Consider the following 17,384-nt stretch of genomic DNA (forward strand, 5'->3'; position numbering starts at 1 on the left):
GAACGTCATCAGCGCTGGAACATAATCGCCGGCTCCGCCTTTGAACGGGCGGATCTGCTCCTTCTTCCTTTACCCAGCGAGACTCCCATGGCCGACGACAACAACGCTCCCGTGTTCCAGATCCAGCGCGTGTACCTGAAGGACTTGTCGCTCGAGCAACCGAACTCGCCGCAGATCCTGCTCGAGCAGGCCCAGCCGCAGGTCGACATCAACCTGAACCTGGCCGCCCAGCCGGTGGCCGATGGTGTCTACGAAGTCTCGGTGACCGCGACCGTGACCACCACCGTCAAGGACAAGACCTTGTTCCTGGTCGAGGCCAAGCAGGCGGGCATCTTCGAGATCCGCAACATCCCCGACGAGCAGCTGCAGCCCATCATCGGCATCGCCTGCCCGCAGATCGTCTACCCGTATCTGCGCGCCATCGTCTCCGATGTGTGCACGCGCGCCGGCTTCCCGCCGGTGGTGCTGGCCGAAGTGAACTTCCAGGCCATGTACGAAGCCCAGCAGCAACAGCAGGCCGAAGGCCAGGCCGCTGGCGCCAACCTGAACTGAGCGTCATCGTCGCACGATGAACCTGACCGTGCTCGGCGCCGGCGCGTGGGGCACGGCCGTGGCCGCGAGCACGGCCGCGCGCCACGGCACGCTGCTGTGGGTGCGCGACGCGGCGCAGTGCCAGCAGATGCAGGCGGCGCGCGAGAACGTTCGCTACCTGCCAAGCGTGCCGCTGCCGGCGGCATTGCAGCTCACGGCCGATTTCAACGCTGCGCTGGCGCACGCCCGCGGTGGCCTCATCGTGGTGGCCACGCCGATGGCCGGCCTGCGCGAGATGCTGCAACGCCTGCCGGCCGATGCGCCCGGCGTGCTGTGGTTGTGCAAGGGGTTTGAAGAAGGCAGCGGCCTGCTCGGCCACGAGATCGCGCGTGCGGTGCGGCCGAGTGCTGCGCAGGTCGGCATCCTGTCCGGCCCGAGCTTTGCGCTCGAGGTGGCGCGGGGTCAGCCCGTCGCGCTCGTGGTCGCGAGCCAGGACGATGCGCTCTGCCGCCAGGCCGTCGAGGCCTTCCACTCCGACGCGATGCGCATCTACGCGTCGAACGACCCGATCGGCGTCGAGGTGGGCGGCGCGGTCAAGAACGTGATGGCGATCGCGACCGGCATCGCCGATGGCCTGCAGCTGGGTCTCAACGCGCGTGCAGCGCTGATCACGCGGGGCCTCGCGGAGATGACGCGGCTCGGGCTTGCCCTGGGCGCGCGCGTCGAAACCTTCATGGGCCTGAGCGGGCTCGGCGACCTGGTGCTGACGGCCACCGGCGACCTCTCACGCAACCGCAAGGTCGGCCTGCTGCTGGCGCAAGGCCTGCCGCTGCCGCAGATTCTGCAGGAGCTCGGGCATGTGGCCGAAGGGGTGGCTTGCGCGGCCACCGTGCTCAAGCGGGCGCAGGCGGGTGGTGTGGACATGCCCATCACCGAAGCGGTGGTGCGGGTGCTCGAAGGCCGGCTGCGCCCACCGCAGGCCATCCAGGAACTGATGTCGCGCGACGCGCGGCGTGAAGGGGCCTGACCTCGATCAGGCCCCGCCCTGGTAGCCGTTCTGGCGCCAGGCTTCGAACACCGTCACCGCCACCGCATTGCTCAGGTTGAGGCTGCGCTGTTCCGGCCGCATCGGCAGGCGCACACGCTGGGCGGCAGGGAATGTCTCGCGCAGTTCCGGGGCGAGGCCGGCGGTCTCCGATCCGAAGACGAACCAGTCTCCCGCGCGCCACGGCACCTGCGCGAACGGCTGGCTGCCGCGCGTGGTGAACGCGAACAGGTGTTGCCGATCGGGCTGGGCGGTGTCGAGGAAGGCCTGCCATGACGCGTGGCGTTGCACCGGGGCGTACTCGTGGTAGTCGAGGCCGGCACGCCGCAGCAGCCGGTCGTCCATCGAAAACCCAAGAGGTTCGATCAGGTGAAGGGCGCAGCCGGTGTTGGCAGCGAGGCGGATCACGTTGCCGGTGTTGGGCGGGATTTCCGGATGGACGAGGACGATGTTGAACATGGGAAAGGGTCAGTCGCGAGGCGTGCGGGCAAGGGCCCAGGCGTCCACACGCCGGGCGCCGGCCTGCTTCAGCACGCGGGCGAGTTCGGCGCAGGTGGCGCCAGTGGTCAGCACGTCGTCGACGATGGCGACGTAGCGCCCTTGCAGCTCGGCGCGGCGCAAGGGCTCCACGGCAAAAACACCGCGCACGTTGGCCGCGCGCTCGTCGGGTGGCAGGTCGAGCTGGTGCGGGCTGTCCTTCACGCGCAGCAGCAGGCGGGCGTCGCACGGCAGGCCGAGGCCGCGGGCGAGACGGCGCGTGGCTTCCCAGGCCTGGTTGTAGCCGCGCTCGCGCAGCCGTTGCGTGCTCAACGGGACGGGCAGCAGCAGGTCCGGCAAGGGGGCGTCGGTCCGTTGCAGGGCGTTGAGCAAGGGCGCCACCAGTGCCTCGGCAAGGTCGAGGGCTTCATGGAACTTGAAGCGCGCGATGAGCGTTGACCAGGGGTGCCCGTAGTCGAGACCGGTGCGGGCGGCGTCGAACGGTGGTGGGTGCTGGATGCAGGCGCCGCACACGGACACTCCCGGCGGCACCTGCAAGGCGCAGCGTTCGCAGCGAGGCACGTCCCGGGCATAGCGGGCGACGCAGCTGGCGCACACGGCCCCATCGCCCCAGCCGCGGCACACCGCGCACAAGCTGGGCAAAGGCTGGAGCAGACGGCTGAAAAGCATTGGCTCAATATACTGCCCCACCTCATGAGCACGCCCTCAGCCTCGACCGCGCGACAGCTCGACCCGGCGAGCGTCAGCGCCTGGTTGCGCCGGCTCGCGCGCTCTCCTGAAGCGCCCTGGCTGCATGCCGAAGTGGCGCGGCGCATGGCCGAGCGGCTCGAGTTCATCCGCGTCAAGCCGGAGGTGGTGCTGGACTGGTGGGCGTTTGGCGGAGCGAGTACCGAGCTGCTGCTGAAGGCCTACCCGGAAGCGCGTCATCTGGCGGTCGAGCCCACTGCTGCCTTGCAAGAGCGCAGCCGACACGCCACGGCGGCGCCATGGTGGTCGGCGCGCCGCTGGCGCGGGCCGTCGGTCGCGCTCGTGGCGCCGCAGGACGTGGCGCCATCGAGCGTGCAACTCCTCTGGGCCAACATGATGTTGCACGCCGTCGTCGACCCCTCGGCGCTGATGGCGCAGTGGCAGCGCCTGCTCGCGGCCGAAGGCTTCGTGATGTTCTCCTGCCTCGGCCCTGGCAGCCTGCGCGCGCTGCACGAGCTGCATGTCCTCCAGGGCTGGGGCCCGCCGCTGGCCGACTTCGTCGACATGCACGACCTGGGCGACATGCTGGTGCAGGCCGGCTTTGCCGACCCGGTGATGGACCAGGAGGTGCTCACCCTCAGCTGGGACAGCCCCGAAGCCCTGCTGAACGAGCTGCGCGCCCTCGGTGCCAATGCGTCGCCGCAGCGTTTTGCCGGCTGGCGCACGCCACGCTGGCGGGCGCGGCTGCACGACGCGCTGCGGGCCCTGGCGAGACCTGACGGGCGGATCTACCTGGACTTCGAGATCGCCTACGGGCATGCCTTCAAGGCCGCGCCGCGCGCGCCGCTGGCTGCCGAGACGCGCGTCTCGGTCGAGGACATGCGTGCCATGGTGCGCGGCAAGTCGTCCAGAGGGTGAGTTCGGTTTGAGGCACCTCAAGCGCCTGCGTTAAACTCGCGGGCTTGAAAAATGCAGGTCCGCCCGGGGGTACTTGCGCGCTGTCAGGCTCTCGGGGTGTCCCGCTGGCTGCCGGCGACAAGCCTCTCGCCTCGACTTCCATCCATGCAACGCCTCGACGACCAGGCCCGTCGTCGATGGATGGCAGGCGCGCGAGCCCGCTTCGATGTGATTCTTGAAAACTGAAACGACCATGATGAACGCGACGAAATCACTGTGGCAGTCTTTTGCGCGGAGGGCGGGGCAAACCTGCGTGGCAGCATGTACCGCGCTGACCACCACGGCCGCGATGGCCGTCAACAGCCTGCCCGGCGGTCCTGCAGTGAACCAGCTGGACCTGCATCCCCCGGTCACCAAGATCGCGGCGGAGCAGCAGTGGTTGCACAACTTCATGCTGATCGTCTGCCTGGTGATCTTCGTCGCCGTCTTCGGCGTCATGTTCTATTCGATCTTCAAGCACCGCAAGTCCAAGGGCGCCAAGGCGTCCAACTTCCATGAGAGCGTGAAGGTCGAGATCGCCTGGACGGTCGTCCCCTTCATCATCGTGATCTTCATGGCGCTGCCCGCCACCAAGGCCGTCGTCGCGATGAAGGACACGAGCTCCGCCGACATCACCATCAAGGCCACCGGCATCCAGTGGAAGTGGGGCTATGACTACCTGAAGGGCGAAGGCGAGGGCATCGGCTTCCTCTCCACGCTCGATGTCGCGCACCGCGAGATGTCCGATTCGGGCAAGCCGGCCGGCGACGACTACCTGCTCAAGGTCGACAACCCGCTCGTGGTGCCTGTCGACAAGAAGATCCGCATCATCACCACCGCCACCGACGTGATCCACGCCTTCATGGTGCCGGCCTTCGGCATCAAGCAGGATGCGATCCCCGGCTTCGTGCGCGACACCTGGTTCCGTGCCGAGAAGACCGGCGACTTCTACGGCCAGTGCGCCGAGCTGTGCGGCAAGGAACACGCCTACATGCCGATCCACGTGAAGGTCCTGTCGCAGGCCGACTACACCAAGTGGGTCGAGGGCAAGATGAAGGAAATCGCGGCCAAGGCCGACGACCCGACCAAGGTCTGGGCGCTGCCCGAGCTGGCCGCCCGCGGCGAGAAGGTCTACGCCGCCAACTGCGCGGCCTGCCACCAGCCCACAGGCAAGGGCGCCGGTCCCATCAAGCCGCTCGATGCTTCGCCCATCGTGCTCGACGCTGACAAGAACAAGCAGCTCGCGATCCTGTTGAATGGCGCCGCCAACGGTGCGATGCCGCCCTGGAGGCAGCTCAGCGACACCGACCTTGCCGCCGTGGCGACCTACACGAAGAACGCCTGGTCCAACAAGACCGGCCAGATCGTTCAGCCGGCCGACGTCACCGCCGCCCGCAAGTAATCCGACAACCGCGTCCCAAAGGAAGACACATGAGTGCTGTACTCGATCCCCACGGCCACGCGGCCGGCCATGGCCACGATGACCGTGCCCATGACGACCACCATCCGCACGGCTGGCGCCGTTGGGTGTTCGCCACCAACCACAAGGACATCGGCACGCTGTACCTGCTGTTCAGCTTCACGATGTTCCTGTTCGGCGGCGTGCTGGCGCTCCTGATCCGCGCCGAGCTGTTCCAGCCCGGGCTGCAGGTGGTGAACCCGCAGCTCTTCAACCAGTTCACGACCATGCACGGGCTGATCATGGTGTTCGGCGCGATCATGCCGGCGTTCGTGGGCTTCGCGAACTGGATGATCCCGCTGCAGATCGGCGCGGCCGACATGGCCTTCGCGCGGATGAACAACCTGAGCTTCTGGCTGCTGATCCCGGCCGGCATCATGCTCGTGGCCTCGTTCTTCATGCCCGGTGGCGCCCCCGCCGCCGGCTGGACGCTCTACGCGCCGCTCACGCTGCAGATGGGCCCCTCGATGGACGCCGGCATCTTCGCGATGCACATCCTCGGCGCCTCGTCGATCATGGGCTCGATCAACATCATCGTGACCATCCTCAACATGCGCGCCCCCGGCATGACGCTGATGAAGATGCCGATGTTCTGCTGGACCTGGCTCATCACCGCCTACCTGCTGATCGCCGTGATGCCGGTGCTCGCCGGCGCCATCACGATGACGCTGACCGACCGCCACTTCGGCACCGCCTTCTTCAACCCCGCAGGCGGCGGCGACCCGATCATGTACCAGCACATCTTCTGGTTCTTCGGTCACCCCGAGGTGTACATCATGATCCTGCCGGCCTTCGGCATCGTGAGCCACATCGTGCCGGCCTTCGCCCGCAAGCGCCTGTTCGGCTACACCTCGATGGTTTACGCCACCTCGTCAATTGCCATCCTGTCGTTCATCGTGTGGGCGCACCACATGTTCACGACCGGCATGCCAGTCACGGGCCAGCTCTTCTTCATGTACGCGACCATGCTGATCGCCATCCCCACGGGCGTGAAGGTGTTCAACTGGATCGCGACGATGTGGCGCGGCTCGATGACTTTCGAGACGCCGATGCTCTTCGCGGTGGGCTTCATCTTCGTGTTCACGATGGGCGGCTTCACCGGCCTGATCCTGTCGGTGGCACCGATCGACATCCAGCTGCAGGACACCTACTACGTCGTGGCGCACTTCCACTACGTGCTGGTTGCCGGCTCGCTGTACGCGATGTTCGCCGGCTACTACTACTGGGCGCCCAAGTGGACCGGCGTCATGTACTCCGAGACGCGCGGCAAGATCCACTTCTGGGGCTCGTTGATCTTCTTCAACGTCACCTTCTTCCCGATGCACTTCCTGGGTCTTGCCGGCATGCCGCGCCGCTATGCCGACTACCCGATGCAGTTCGCCGACTTCAACGCGCTGGCGACCGTCGGTGCCTTCGGCTTCGGTCTGATGCAGGTGTACTTCCTGCTCTTCATTGTGCTGCCTGCCATGCGCGGCAAGGGCGAGCCGGCACCGCAGAAGCCGTGGGAAGCCGCTGAAGGCCTGGAGTGGGAAGTGCCGTCGCCGGCGCCCTTCCACACCTTCGAGCACCCCCCGAAGCTGAACGCTTCGGCCACCAAGGTGATCGGCTGATCGCCACGGGACGCCGCCATGACGCCTGAGCAGAAAAAGAGCAACCGCCGGCTGGGCCTGATCCTGGGCTCGGTGGCGCTCATCTTCTTCATCGGCTTCATGGTTCGCATGGTGCTTCTCGGTGGCTGAAGGACCGCTGACATGACGAAGGGCCGTCGTTCGTCGCTGTTGCTCGACAACCGCCGCATGGTGGGCAAGCTGGCGGTCGTGGCCTTGCTGATGTTCGGCTTCGGCTACGCGCTGGTGCCGATGTACCGGGCGATCTGCACGGCGCTCGGCATCAACGTGTTGTCGGTGTCGGAGAAGCTGGTGCCGGGCCACTCGAAGGCGACGCCGGCCAACACGCAGGTCGACACCTCGCGCACCGTCACGGTGGAGTTCGATGCCAACGCGCGCGGCCCCTGGGACTTCAAGCCTGCCAAGCGTTATGTGGAAGTGCATCCCGGTGAGCTGACCACCGTGATGTACGAGTTCAGGAACATCCAGAACCGCACGATGGCGGCACAGGCGATCCCGAGCTACGCGCCCAAGCAGGCCACGCCGCACTTCAACAAGCTCGAATGCTTCTGCTTCAACGAATACACCCTGAAGCCCGGCGAGTCGCGCCAGTGGCCGGTGGTGTTCGTGATCGACCCGAAGCTGCCGAAGGACGTGAAGACCATCACCCTGTCGTACACCTTCTTCGAGATCGGCGGCAAGGTGGCGGTGCAGGCCACGTCGCAGGAGCCGCAGTCATGACGTCCGATGGTCTGAAAGACGCGGTCAAGCGCAAAGGTTCGTTCGGCCAGACGCTGCGTGCAGTGGGCTGGTCTTTTTTCGGCGTGCGCAAGTCCGCCGAGCATGAGAAGGACATGGCGCAGCTGAACCCGGTCCACGTGATCATCGCGGGCGTGATCGCCGCGGTGGTGTTCATCGTGGTGCTGGTGTTGATCGTGCGCTGGGTGTTGTCGAGCGGGGTTGCGGCCTGAGGGCCTGGGCCACGCTCAAGAAGAGTTCAAGATTCACTAGAGATCCGATCCGTAGGAGAAACCATGTCGGCAGCGACAACCCCGGGGCAAACCCCTCACTACTTCATCCCCGCGCCTTCTCGGCACCCCGTGATGGCCTCGATCGGCCTGTTCATGGTGATCCTCGGGGCGGGCCAGTGGATCAACGGCCACGGCTGGGGCGCGTACCTCGTGCTCTTCGGCCTGCTGTGGTGGGCCTTCGTGCTCAAGCAGTGGTTCGGTGACGCCATCCGCGAAAGCGAAGGCGGCCTCTACAGCGACCGCATCGACGTGTCGTACCGCTGGAGCATGAGCTGGTTCATCTTCTCGGAAGTGATGTTCTTCGGCGCCTTCTTCGGCGCGCTGTACTGGGCGCGCGTCCACTCGGTGCCGAGCCTCGGCAGCCTGGAGAACGCGATCCTGTGGCCCGACTTCAAGGCCTTCTGGCCGAGCAGCGTGGCCGGCGCCACCGCCGCACCCGCAGGGACGGTGGAGCCGTTCTCGGTGATGGGCCCGTGGCCGATTCCGACCATCAACACCGCGCTGCTGCTGACCTCGGGCGTCACGCTGACCATCGCGCACCACGCGCTGATCGCCGGCAACCGCAGCAAGACGATCCTTTGGATGTGGATCACGGTGCTGCTGGGCGTCACCTTCCTCGGCTTCCAGGCCTACGAGTACATGCATGCGTACCAGGACCTGAACCTGAAGCTCAACTCGGGCGTCTACGGTTCGACCTTCTACATGCTGACCGGCTTCCACGGCTTCCATGTCTGCGTGGGCGCGCTGATGCTGCTCTTCATCACGCTGCGTCTGCACAAGGGCCACTTCACCCCGCAGCGCCACTTCGGCTTCGAAGGCGCGGCCTGGTACTGGCACTTCGTGGACGTGGTGTGGCTCGGCCTCTACGTCGTGGTGTACTGGCTCTGAGCTGGCCTCGACCCGAACGTCAAAAGAGCGCCTCGCGGCGCTCTTTTGCATTGGAGACCAGATGGAACCTCAGCGCTCGATCGGAATCCCCGTGGGCCGGATCCAGCCCATCTTGTAGGCGAGCAGGATGCACAGGAACAGCAGCACCGACAGCCCGACGCGCACTGCCAGCGCACGCATCATGTTCGAGGTCTTGGGCTTGCCGTCGCGACCATCGCGCATCAGGAACACGCCGGCGGAGGCGAGCGCCCCGATGATGAGCACGAGCGCTGCAGCGATGAAGTACTTCATGGCCGGGGATTATCCCCTTCAGAGATTGGCGCATGGCCGGCTGGCTGGCTGACCCCCGCCGCCGCGCGGTGATCGTGCTCGTGGCCACGCTCGTGGGCATGGGCGCGACCGCGCGGCTCGGCGTCTGGCAGCTCAATCGCGCAGCGCAGAAGGAAGCGCTGCAGACGGCGCTCGACACGCGCGGCACGTTGCCGCCGCTGCGCATGGACAGCTTGCCCCCCAGCGAAACGCTGGCCCAGGCCGAACATCATCGGCCGGTGGTGCTGCGTGGGGAGTGGAAGCAGGGTGCGACCGTGTTCCTCGACAACCGGCAGATGAACGGCCGGCCCGGCTTCTTCGTGATGACGCCGCTGCTGCTGTCGCCGGGCGACGCGGTGCTGGTTCAACGCGGCTGGGTGCCGCGCGACGTGCAGGACCGCACGCGGGTTCCAGCGGTGCCGACGCCTTCAGGCCTCGTCGAGGTGACGGGCCGTCTCGCGCCTCCGCCGGCGCGGCTCTACGACTTTGCGCCCGGCGCCGCGGCCTCAGGGCCGATCCGGCAGAATCTCGTGCTCGCCGAACATTCGCGCGAGCTGGGTGTGACGCTTCGGCCGTGGACGGTCTTGCAGAGCGACGAGGCCGCACCTGTGCGCGATGGCCTGTCGCGCCAATGGCCGCGTCCCGCGGCCGATGTTCACAAGCACTACGGCTACGCGTTCCAGTGGTTCGGTCTGTGCGCCTTGATTGCAGGTTTGTATGTCTGGTTCCAAGTCCTCCGCCCCCGCTTCCAGCGACGCCGGTGAAGCCTTCAGCTTCACGGTGCACTCGATGCCCACGCCGTCGCTCGACGACAAGCGAACGTCGAGCGGCCGGCTGAAGATGCTGCTGGTGCTGCTGGTCTGCGCCGCGCCGGTGATCGCGTCGTACGTCACCTATTTCGTGATCCGGCCCGAGGGGCGCACCAACTACAGCGAGCTCGTCCAGCCGCAGCGCCCGATGCCGGCCGATCTGACATTGATGGACGTGCAGGGCAAGCCGGTCTCGCCCGCGTCGCTCAAGGGCCAGTGGTTGCTGGTGACGGTGGCAGGCGGTGCGTGCGACGAAGGCTGCGAGAAGCGCCTCTGGCTGCAGCGCCAGCTGCGCGAAACACTCGGTCGCGAGAAGGACCGGCTCGACAAGGTCTGGCTGGTGCACGACGGCGTGCCGGCCCGTGCGGAGACGGTGCAGGCCATGCAGGCGGCCGGGGCCGCGACCGTGCTGTCGGTGCCGCGAGAGGCGCTCTCGAAATGGTTGGCTCCGGCGGCAGGCCGGCAGCTGGAAGATCACTTCTACATCGTCGACCCCTTGGGCAACTGGATGATGCGGGTGCCGCCGAACCCCGACGCCGCCAAGCTGAAACGCGATCTCGACAAGCTGCTGCGCGCCTCGTCCTCGTGGGACAACGCCGGGCGCTGACAGCGTGGCCACGCCGACCCTCTACAACTTCTCTCCCGTGCTCTGGCTGGCCCTGGTGGGCCTGCTGCTCGGGGGCGGGCCGCTGCTGTGGAACTGGTGGCGGCATCGGCATGACCCTCCCGCGGTGCGCCTGCGCGCCTTGACCTGGCTCACGCTCTTCCTCACCTTCGACCTGGTGGTCTTCGGCGCCTTCACGCGCCTTACCGACTCAGGCCTCGGCTGCCCCGATTGGCCAGGGTGCTATGGGGCCGCGAGTCCGCTCGGCGCGCATGCCGACATCCAGGCCGCCCAGACCGCGATGCCCACCGGCCCGGTCACGCACGGCAAGGCCTGGGTGGAGATGGTGCACCGCTACCTCGCCACGGGTGTGGGCGTGCTCATCATCGCGCTGGCGATCGGCAGCTGGCGCGCGCACCGGCGTGGCGATGCGGCCCTGTCGCCGTGGTGGGCCACGGTGACGCTGGTGTGGGTCTGCCTGCAGGGGGCATTCGGTGCGCTCACGGTGACCATGAAGCTGTATCCCGCCATCGTCACGCTGCACCTGCTGGGCGGCATGGGCCTGCTGGTGCTGCTCGCGGTGCAGGGCGAGGCCTACGAGCGCAAGCCGCTGGCCTTGTCGCGCGCGCTGCATGGCGGCGTCTGGGCGCTGGCGCTGCTGACCGTGGTGCAGATCGCGCTCGGGGGCTGGGTCAGCACGAATTACGCGGTGCTCGCGTGCCGTGATTTCCCCACCTGCCAGGGCGAGTGGTGGCCGGCCATGGATTTCGAGCACGGCTTCACCATCGCGCGCGAGCTCGGCGCCGGCAAGTCCGGCGGCTACCTGCCGTTTGCAGCGCTCACGGCGATCCACGTCACGCACCGTGTGGGCGCCTTCATCGTGCTGACGCTGATGTTGCTCGTGTCATGGGGCCTGCGCCAGGCCGGTGGCCCGGCCCACCGCCGTTTTGCCGTCGCCTTGCTGGCGCTGGCGGCGTGGCAGTTCCTGAGCGGCCTGAGCAACGTGGTGCTCGGCTGGCCGCTCGTCGCCGCGCTGGCCCACACCACGGGCGCCGCGGTGCTCATCACCGTGATATCGGTGGTGGTGGTGCGCGCCCGTCAGGCGGGGCTCGCCTCGTAAAATCGCCGATTCCCCGCCTGCCATGCCCGAAACCCTCAGCCCCCCCGCACCCGCCGCCTCGCACCTGTCGGTGGCCCGCCAGTTCTACGCGCTGACCAAGCCGCGCGTGGTGCAGCTCATCGTCTTCTGTGCCGTGATCGGCATGCTGCTGGCCGTGCCGGGGGTGCCCGACTGGCGCCTGGTGCTGCCGGCCACCGCCGGCATTTGGCTGGTGGCGGCGGCCGCGGCCGCGTTCAACTGCCTGGTCGAGCAGCACATCGACGCCAAGATGGCCCGTACCGCCTGGCGCCCCACCGCCAAGGGCGAACTCACGAACACGCAGGCGCTCGTCTTCTCGGCTGTGTTGTGCGCCATTGGCAGCGCGCTGCTGTACTGGCTGGTCAACCCGCTGACCATGTGGCTGACCTTCGCCACCTTCGTGGGCTACGCCGTGATCTACACCGTGGTGCTGAAGCCGCTGACCCCGCAGAACATCGTGATCGGCGGCGCGTCGGGCGCGATGCCGCCGGTGCTCGGCTGGGCCGCGATGCGAGGCGACGTAGGCCCCGAGGCGCTGATGCTGTGCCTCATCATCTTCCTGTGGACGCCGCCGCACTTCTGGGCGCTCGCCCTCTACCGCGTCGAAGACTACCGGCGGGCCGGCCTGCCGATGCTGCCCGTGACCCACGGCAACGAGTTCACGCGGCTGCAGGTGCTGCTCTACACCTTCGTGCTCTTCGCCGCGACGCTTTTGCCCTTCGTCTTCGGCATGAGCGGCGTGGTCTACCTGGTGTCGGCCGTGCTGCTCGGCGCCGGTTTCATCGGCTATGCATGGCGGCTGTGGCGCAACTACTCCGATGCGCTCGCCCGCAGCACCTTCCGATTCTCGATCGTGCACCTGTCGCTGCTGTTCGCGGCCTTGCTGCTCGACCACTACCTGGCCCCGCTGCTGTGACCACCCGTCGACTCACCCTCCTCGCCGCCCTTGCATCAGGCGCTCTGCTGGCCGGCTGCGACAAGCTCGCCGGCGGCAAGCCCAGTTTCAAGGCCATCGACATCACCGGCGCCGACTATGGCAAGGCGCTCTCGCTGCCCGACCAGGACGGCAAGACCCGCACCCTGGCCGACTTCAAGGGCAAGGTGACGGTCGTGTTCTTCGGCTACACCCAATGCCCCGACGTGTGCCCCACGACGATGGCCGAGCTGGCGCAGGTCAAGAAGGCCCTGGGAGCCGACGGCGACAAGGTGCAGGGCGTCTTCATCTCCGTCGACCCCGAGCGCGACACGCCCGAGCGCCTCAAGGCCTACATGCAGGGCTTCGACCCGAGCTTCATCGCGCTGCGCGGCACGCCCGAGCAGACAGCGGCCGCCGCGAAGGATTTCCGCGTGTACTACTCGAAGGTGCCCGGCAAGGCCGAAGGCAGCTACACGATGGACCACACCGCCGGCTCGTACATCTTCGACGCCACGGGCCGGCTGAGGCTCTTCACCCGATATGGCGACAAGGACGGCACTGCCAACCTGACGGCCGACATCAAGGCCCTGCTCCACAACGCGTGACAAATAAAAACGGCCCCGAGGGGCCGTTTTGCATGGGCTTCGGACGCTCAGGCGTCTTGTGCCAGCGCCTTGCGCATCTTCTTCATCGCCGCCACTTCGATCTGGCGGATGCGCTCGGCGCTGACGCCGTATTCGCTCGCCAGGTCGTGCAGCGTCATGCCGCCGGAGCTGTCGTCGTTGACCTTGAGCCAGCGCTCCTCGACGATGCGGCGGCTGCGAGCGTCGAGCGCGTCGAGCGCCTGGGCAATGCCGTCGCTGGCCAGCCAGTCGCGGCGGTGGCTCTCGATCACGCGCGTGGGTTCGGTGCTGTCGTCGGCGAGGTAGGCGATGGGCGCATAGCTTTCTTCCCCGTCGTCGGACTGCGGCTCCAGCGCCACGTCGCCGCCGGACATGCGGGTTTCCATCTCCAGCACTTCCTCGCGCTTCACGTTCAGGCGCTCGGCCACCGTGTCCGCCTCGCCCTGCGTCAGGGTGCTGCGGTGGGTGGCGCCGTCGACCGACTCTTCCTTCAGGCTCTGCTTCATCGAGCGCAGGTTGAAGAACAGCTTGCGCTGGGCCTTGGTCGTGGCCACCTTCACCATGCGCCAGTTGCGCAGGATGTACTCGTGGATCTCGGCCTTGATCCAATGCATGGCGTAGCTCACCAGGCGCACGCCCTGGTCGGGGTCGAAGCGCTTGACGGCTTTCATCAGGCCGACGTTGCCTTCCTGGATCAGGTCCCCGTGGGGCAGTCCATAGCCGAGGTACTGGCGCGAGATCGACACCACCAGGCGCAGGTGCGAGAGCACCAGCTTCCCGGCGGACTCGACGTCACCGTGCTCGCGCAGCTTGCGGGCGTGGGTGTGTTCTTCCTCCTGCGTGAGCAGGGGGATGCGGTTCACGGCCGAGATGTACGCGTCGAGGTTGCCGAGCGACGGCACCAGCGACCACGGGTCCCGGACGGTCAGAGCAGATGCGGTGGAAGCGTTCATGGACATCTCAGACACCCTCCAGTGGAGTTCGTTCCGCAGATATTAGCACTCGATGATTGAGAGTGCTGATCGCGGCGATTGCATGGCTGTATGTGAGTGAATACTCTTCTAATGGTCCAAGTCCGTGCTAGCCAAATCTGGTCTCAGCCCCTTCCAGCACCGAATCGACCACCGACAGCAACTCGGCCACGCTGACCGGCTTGGTGAGGTAGTGGAAGGCCCCCGCCTGCATCGCCCCCTCGATCTGCGAGGCCAGGGCGTCGGCCGAGACCACCACCACGGGAATTTCCGCCGTGGAGGCATCTGACTTCAGATGGCGCAGCAACTCCAGCCCGTCGATGTCGGGCAGGTGCATGTCGAGCAGCACCAGGTCCGGCCGCTGGGTGCGGATGGCCGCCAGGCCATCCAGGCCCGTGACGGAGACGCTGAAGTGCACCTGCGGCCGGCGCAGCAGGATGCCGCGCATCACCTCGACGTTGGTCTCGTTGTCTTCGACGTAGTGCACGCGCCGCTGGTGGTAGGTGGTGGAGCCTTCGTTCAAGGCATCGAGCGGCCCCGGCGCGGTGTCGGGCCGGTCGGCACGGGGCAGGGTCAGTATGAACGACGAGCCGGCGCCGGCCATACTGCGGGCCCGCAGCGCACCCCCCATCAGCTCGGCCAGGCGCTGGCTGATGACGAGCCCGATGCCCGTGCCTTCCATGCCCGAGCGTTCGCGGCCCAGGCGGTTGAAGGGCTGGAAGAGCTGCTCGAGCTGCTGCGACGTCATGCCGAGCCCGGTGTCGGACACCACGATCTCGATCACGTCGATCTGGACGCAGCGCGCCGTGATGTGGATGCGGCCGCCGTCGCTGTTGTACTTGACGGCGTTGGACAGCAGGTTGATCAGGATCTGCTTGACGCGGGTGCTGTCGCCGATGACACGTGCGGCGTCGTCCGGCACGTCTTGCGTGACCTGGATGTTGCGGCGCCGGGCGTCCTGCTCGACGAGCGGCAGGGCGCTCGCGATGACCTCGCGCAGGTCCAGCCGGTCGGGCTGCAGGTTGAGCGTGCCCGACTCGATGCGCGACAGGTCCAGCACGTCGTTGATCATGTCCAGCAGGTGCCAGCCGGCGCCCTGGATCTGCGCCACCCAGGGCCGCTGCGCCGCGGGCAGCGGGTGGTTCTGGTCGAGCTCGAGCAGCTGCGCAAAGCCCAGCATCGCGTTGAGCGGCGTGCGCAGCTCGTGGCTCATGCGCGAAAGGAACTCGCTCTTGGCCAGGTTGGCCGCCTCGGCGATCTCTCGAGCGCGCTCCGCCTCGGCGAGCCGCAGGTGCTCGGTGATGTCTTCCACCACGCCGACGATGCGGTAGGGCGCGCCCTGCGCGTCGCGCAGCAGCGTGCCCACCGACTGGGCCCACACCATGCGCCTGTCGCGCGTGAGGTAGCGGGCCTGGCGGCGGTACATGGGGATGTCGCCACGCACCAGCTGCGCTGAGAGCTCGATGTGCTGCGGCCGGTCTTCGGGGTGGGTGAGCGTGGCCAGGTCCATGCCCATCAGCTCGTCGGCGCTGTAGCCCGTGAGCTCGCAGAAGCGGGGGTTGACCTGCTGAACATGGCCCTGAAGGTCGGTGTAGACCACGCCGATGGGCACGTTGTTGAGGATGTTGCGGAAGCGCTGCTCGCTCTCGCGCAGGTCGACCTCGGTGCGCTCGCGCTCGGCGATCTCGCGCTGCAAGGCGGCGGTGCGGTCCTGCACCGCGGCCTCGATGCGGCGGGTGCGGCCGGTCACGGTGAGCAGCAGGGCGCCCAGCATCGCGGTGGCGAGCAGGCCGACCAGCGAGAAGAGCAGTGCATCGAGCTCGCGCAAGTCGGGCATCTCGCTGCGCAGGGCCGAGATGCGCAGGTCCCACTGTCGCCCGGCGAAAGCCAGCGGCCGCACATGCAGCAGGTCGTTCTGCACCGTTTCGCAACCGGCGGGGCCGGCCAGGCGGCGGCGCGTGGCGACGGGGTCGGTGTCGACGATGCAGACCTTCAGGTAGTGCGGCAGGCTGGAGCGGAACGACGCGAGCGCCGCATCCATGCGCAAGGTGACGAAGACGATGCCACGCGCGGCGCTGGTGCGCTCGCTCACGGTCGTGGGCAGCCCGCGGTACAGGGCCTGGTAGATGACGACGATGGTTTCGTCGCCCAGGTTCTGCGTGGCACGGAAGCCGGCGGTGGCGGCCGGGCTGTCGGTGCGCACGGCGGCGTCGACGGCTGCGCGCGCTTCGGGGATCGAGCGGATGTTGACGCCGAGGGCGCCCGCGTTGACCTCGTAGGGCTCGATGTAGCGCATGACCGCGAGCCGGTCGTCGGCGATCGAGCCGCTGTCCTTGCGGTCGAAGACGGTGAACGCCGGGAAGTCGGTGGCCCGCACCTGCGCCTCGTAGGCAGCCGCTTCGGGCCTCATCATCAGCTCGGCCCAGCCCATGGCTTGCAACTGCGACCCGGGCGTGAGCCAGGCCATGGTCGCGCGGCGCATCTCATCGCGCGTCACGCTGTCGGAGGCGAGGAAGACGCCACGGATCGCCTCCAGCGCATGCAGCGGATACTGCATCCGGGCCGCCAGGCTCGACGACGCATGCACCGCGTCGCGCTCGAAGCTCGCCAGCATGCGGGCGTCGGCCCAGCGGGCGATCTGCTTCACACCGAGGGCGGTCAACACGGTGGCCACGACGAGCGTGAAGCCGACGGTCCAGCGCCGCGACACCCATTCGCTGCGCGGCTGGCCGATGAGCGTGAGCACGGCCGGCGCGCCGATCAGCACACCGAGCGTGTCACCCGAGGCCCACACGCACCAGGTGAACCAGAGGGTGTCGGCCGGGTGCCCGAGGAAGAGGTACATCGTGAGCACGCCAACGGTCGCGCTCACGGTGCAGGAGGCCACGGCGCCCAGCCCGAAGAAGACGAGGATGTCGTGCGGCTCGCTCAGGGTGAGCGGATGGCTGGCGAAGCGCCTCACCAGCAAGGCGCCCACCCACGCCTGCAGCGTGGCGCCGAGCGCCATGCACAGCGGCGCGAGGACCAAGGGGCCGAGCGTCGCCTCGCCATGCTGCAAGGCCATCAGCATGTTGATGGACAGCGAGCCCAGCGCCACGCCGGCCAGCATGCGCCAGCCGAAGGTCAGGACGCTCGCGAGCGCAATGCCGGCGGCGGGGTACAGGGGGGAGGCGTAGCCCGGCGGAATGGCCAGCCACAGCGCCATCCAGCCCGCGATGCCATAGGCCAGCGCCGTGCCGACCAGCGCGAGCGGCCAGTGGGGCGTTGGTCGAAAAGGCGCTGCAGGCGTCATCGGGCGTTCACTGGCGTGGGGGGTGCGGCGCATGAAGGCC

Annotated in this window: 19 protein-coding genes; 14 read left to right on the forward strand and 5 right to left on the reverse strand. The window is 67.6% G+C overall.

The features are described 5' to 3' along the window. Positions 1 to 87 precede the first annotated feature (87 nt). Positions 88 to 552, forward strand: a complete 465-nt coding sequence (gene secB / locus JI745_RS20975) for a protein-export chaperone SecB (RefSeq protein ID WP_201811436.1) — start codon at positions 88 to 90, stop codon at positions 550 to 552. Positions 553 to 568: 16 nt separating this feature from the next. Further along, a complete protein-coding gene (locus JI745_RS20980) occupies positions 569 to 1,558 on the forward strand; it encodes an NAD(P)H-dependent glycerol-3-phosphate dehydrogenase (protein ID WP_201811438.1) in 990 nt (329 codons plus the stop codon). Between the two features lie 6 nt (positions 1,559 to 1,564). Here JI745_RS20980 and trmL read toward each other — a convergent pair whose 3' ends face one another. Together trmL and JI745_RS20990 are read right to left on the reverse strand one after the other, a co-directional pair. Further along, positions 1,565 to 2,035 (reverse strand): tRNA (uridine(34)/cytosine(34)/5-carboxymethylaminomethyluridine(34)-2'-O)-methyltransferase TrmL, encoded by a 471-nt coding sequence (gene trmL / locus JI745_RS20985; RefSeq protein ID WP_201811440.1) that lies wholly within the window; start codon positions 2,033 to 2,035, stop codon positions 1,565 to 1,567. A gap of 9 nt (positions 2,036 to 2,044) precedes the next feature. Continuing rightward, a complete protein-coding gene (locus JI745_RS20990) occupies positions 2,045 to 2,635 on the reverse strand; it encodes a ComF family protein (protein ID WP_310738723.1) in 591 nt (196 codons plus the stop codon). A gap of 132 nt (positions 2,636 to 2,767) precedes the next feature. Between JI745_RS20990 and JI745_RS20995 the strand changes: the two genes are divergently transcribed. The 7 genes from JI745_RS20995 to JI745_RS21020 all read left to right on the forward strand — a co-directional run bounded on the left by JI745_RS20995 (position 2,768) and on the right by JI745_RS21020 (position 8,682). Continuing rightward, positions 2,768 to 3,679 (forward strand): trans-aconitate 2-methyltransferase, encoded by a 912-nt coding sequence (locus JI745_RS20995; protein ID WP_201811444.1) that lies wholly within the window; start codon positions 2,768 to 2,770, stop codon positions 3,677 to 3,679. A 235-nt stretch (positions 3,680 to 3,914) separates the two neighbouring features. Beyond that, positions 3,915 to 5,099 carry a cytochrome c oxidase subunit II gene (gene coxB, locus JI745_RS21000; RefSeq protein ID WP_201812713.1) on the forward strand — a complete coding sequence of 395 codons (1,185 nt, stop codon included), beginning with the start codon at positions 3,915 to 3,917 and terminating at the stop codon, positions 5,097 to 5,099. Positions 5,100 to 5,128: 29 nt separating this feature from the next. Beyond that, positions 5,129 to 6,766: a cytochrome c oxidase subunit I gene (gene ctaD, locus JI745_RS21005; RefSeq protein WP_201811446.1), complete on the forward strand. Its 1,638-nt coding sequence runs from the start codon at positions 5,129 to 5,131 to the stop codon at positions 6,764 to 6,766. Between the two features lie 18 nt (positions 6,767 to 6,784). After that, the gene (locus JI745_RS26515; RefSeq protein ID WP_236675075.1) at positions 6,785 to 6,895 is read left to right on the forward strand and encodes a cytochrome oxidase small assembly protein; all 111 of its coding nucleotides are present in this window, start codon (positions 6,785 to 6,787) and stop codon (positions 6,893 to 6,895) included. A gap of 12 nt (positions 6,896 to 6,907) precedes the next feature. Continuing rightward, positions 6,908 to 7,504, forward strand: coding sequence for a cytochrome c oxidase assembly protein (locus JI745_RS21010; protein WP_236675076.1), 597 nt, complete (start codon positions 6,908 to 6,910; stop codon positions 7,502 to 7,504). Further along, complete coding sequence (locus JI745_RS21015; protein ID WP_201811447.1) at positions 7,501 to 7,734, forward strand: DUF2970 domain-containing protein; 234 nt, start codon at positions 7,501 to 7,503, stop codon at positions 7,732 to 7,734. Before JI745_RS21010 ends, JI745_RS21015 begins: the two co-directional genes overlap by 4 nt. 63 nt (positions 7,735 to 7,797) lie before the next feature. Further along, positions 7,798 to 8,682: a cytochrome c oxidase subunit 3 gene (locus tag JI745_RS21020; protein WP_201811449.1), complete on the forward strand. Its 885-nt coding sequence runs from the start codon at positions 7,798 to 7,800 to the stop codon at positions 8,680 to 8,682. 69 nt (positions 8,683 to 8,751) lie between these two features. Here JI745_RS21020 and JI745_RS21025 read toward each other — a convergent pair whose 3' ends face one another. Next, a complete protein-coding gene (locus JI745_RS21025) occupies positions 8,752 to 8,973 on the reverse strand; it encodes a twin transmembrane helix small protein (protein WP_201811451.1) in 222 nt (73 codons plus the stop codon). Positions 8,974 to 9,005: 32 nt separating this feature from the next. Here JI745_RS21025 and JI745_RS21030 point away from each other — a divergent pair, with 32 nt between their 5' ends. From JI745_RS21030 to JI745_RS21050, 5 genes are read left to right on the forward strand one after another with little or no spacing between them, the layout of a single operon-like run. Then, positions 9,006 to 9,755, forward strand: a complete 750-nt coding sequence (locus JI745_RS21030) for an SURF1 family protein (RefSeq protein WP_201811452.1) — start codon at positions 9,006 to 9,008, stop codon at positions 9,753 to 9,755. Continuing rightward, positions 9,709 to 10,407, forward strand: coding sequence for a hypothetical protein (locus tag JI745_RS21035; RefSeq protein WP_201811455.1), 699 nt, complete (start codon positions 9,709 to 9,711; stop codon positions 10,405 to 10,407). The genes JI745_RS21030 and JI745_RS21035 overlap by 47 nt, the downstream gene beginning before the upstream one ends. Positions 10,408 to 10,411: 4 nt before the next feature. After that, positions 10,412 to 11,524, forward strand: coding sequence for a heme A synthase (locus JI745_RS21040; protein ID WP_201811457.1), 1,113 nt, complete (start codon positions 10,412 to 10,414; stop codon positions 11,522 to 11,524). A 22-nt stretch (positions 11,525 to 11,546) separates the two neighbouring features. Beyond that, on the forward strand, positions 11,547 to 12,458 hold the full coding sequence (cyoE, locus tag JI745_RS21045) for a heme o synthase (RefSeq protein ID WP_201811459.1): 912 nt from the start codon (positions 11,547 to 11,549) through the stop codon (positions 12,456 to 12,458). Next, on the forward strand, positions 12,455 to 13,063 hold the full coding sequence (locus JI745_RS21050; protein WP_201811461.1) for an SCO family protein: 609 nt from the start codon (positions 12,455 to 12,457) through the stop codon (positions 13,061 to 13,063). The genes cyoE and JI745_RS21050 overlap by 4 nt, the downstream gene beginning before the upstream one ends. A 47-nt stretch (positions 13,064 to 13,110) precedes the next feature. Here JI745_RS21050 and rpoH read toward each other — a convergent pair whose 3' ends face one another. After that, positions 13,111 to 14,034, reverse strand: a complete 924-nt coding sequence (rpoH, locus tag JI745_RS21055; protein WP_201811463.1) for an RNA polymerase sigma factor RpoH — start codon at positions 14,032 to 14,034, stop codon at positions 13,111 to 13,113. A 127-nt stretch (positions 14,035 to 14,161) separates the two neighbouring features. After that, a complete protein-coding gene (locus tag JI745_RS21060) occupies positions 14,162 to 17,377 on the reverse strand; it encodes a CHASE domain-containing protein (protein WP_201811465.1) in 3,216 nt (1,071 codons plus the stop codon). Between the last annotated feature and the right edge of the window lie 7 nt (positions 17,378 to 17,384).

Source organism: Piscinibacter sp. HJYY11 (genome assembly GCF_016735515.1).
Taxonomy (GTDB): Bacteria; Pseudomonadota; Gammaproteobacteria; order Burkholderiales; family Burkholderiaceae_C; genus Rhizobacter.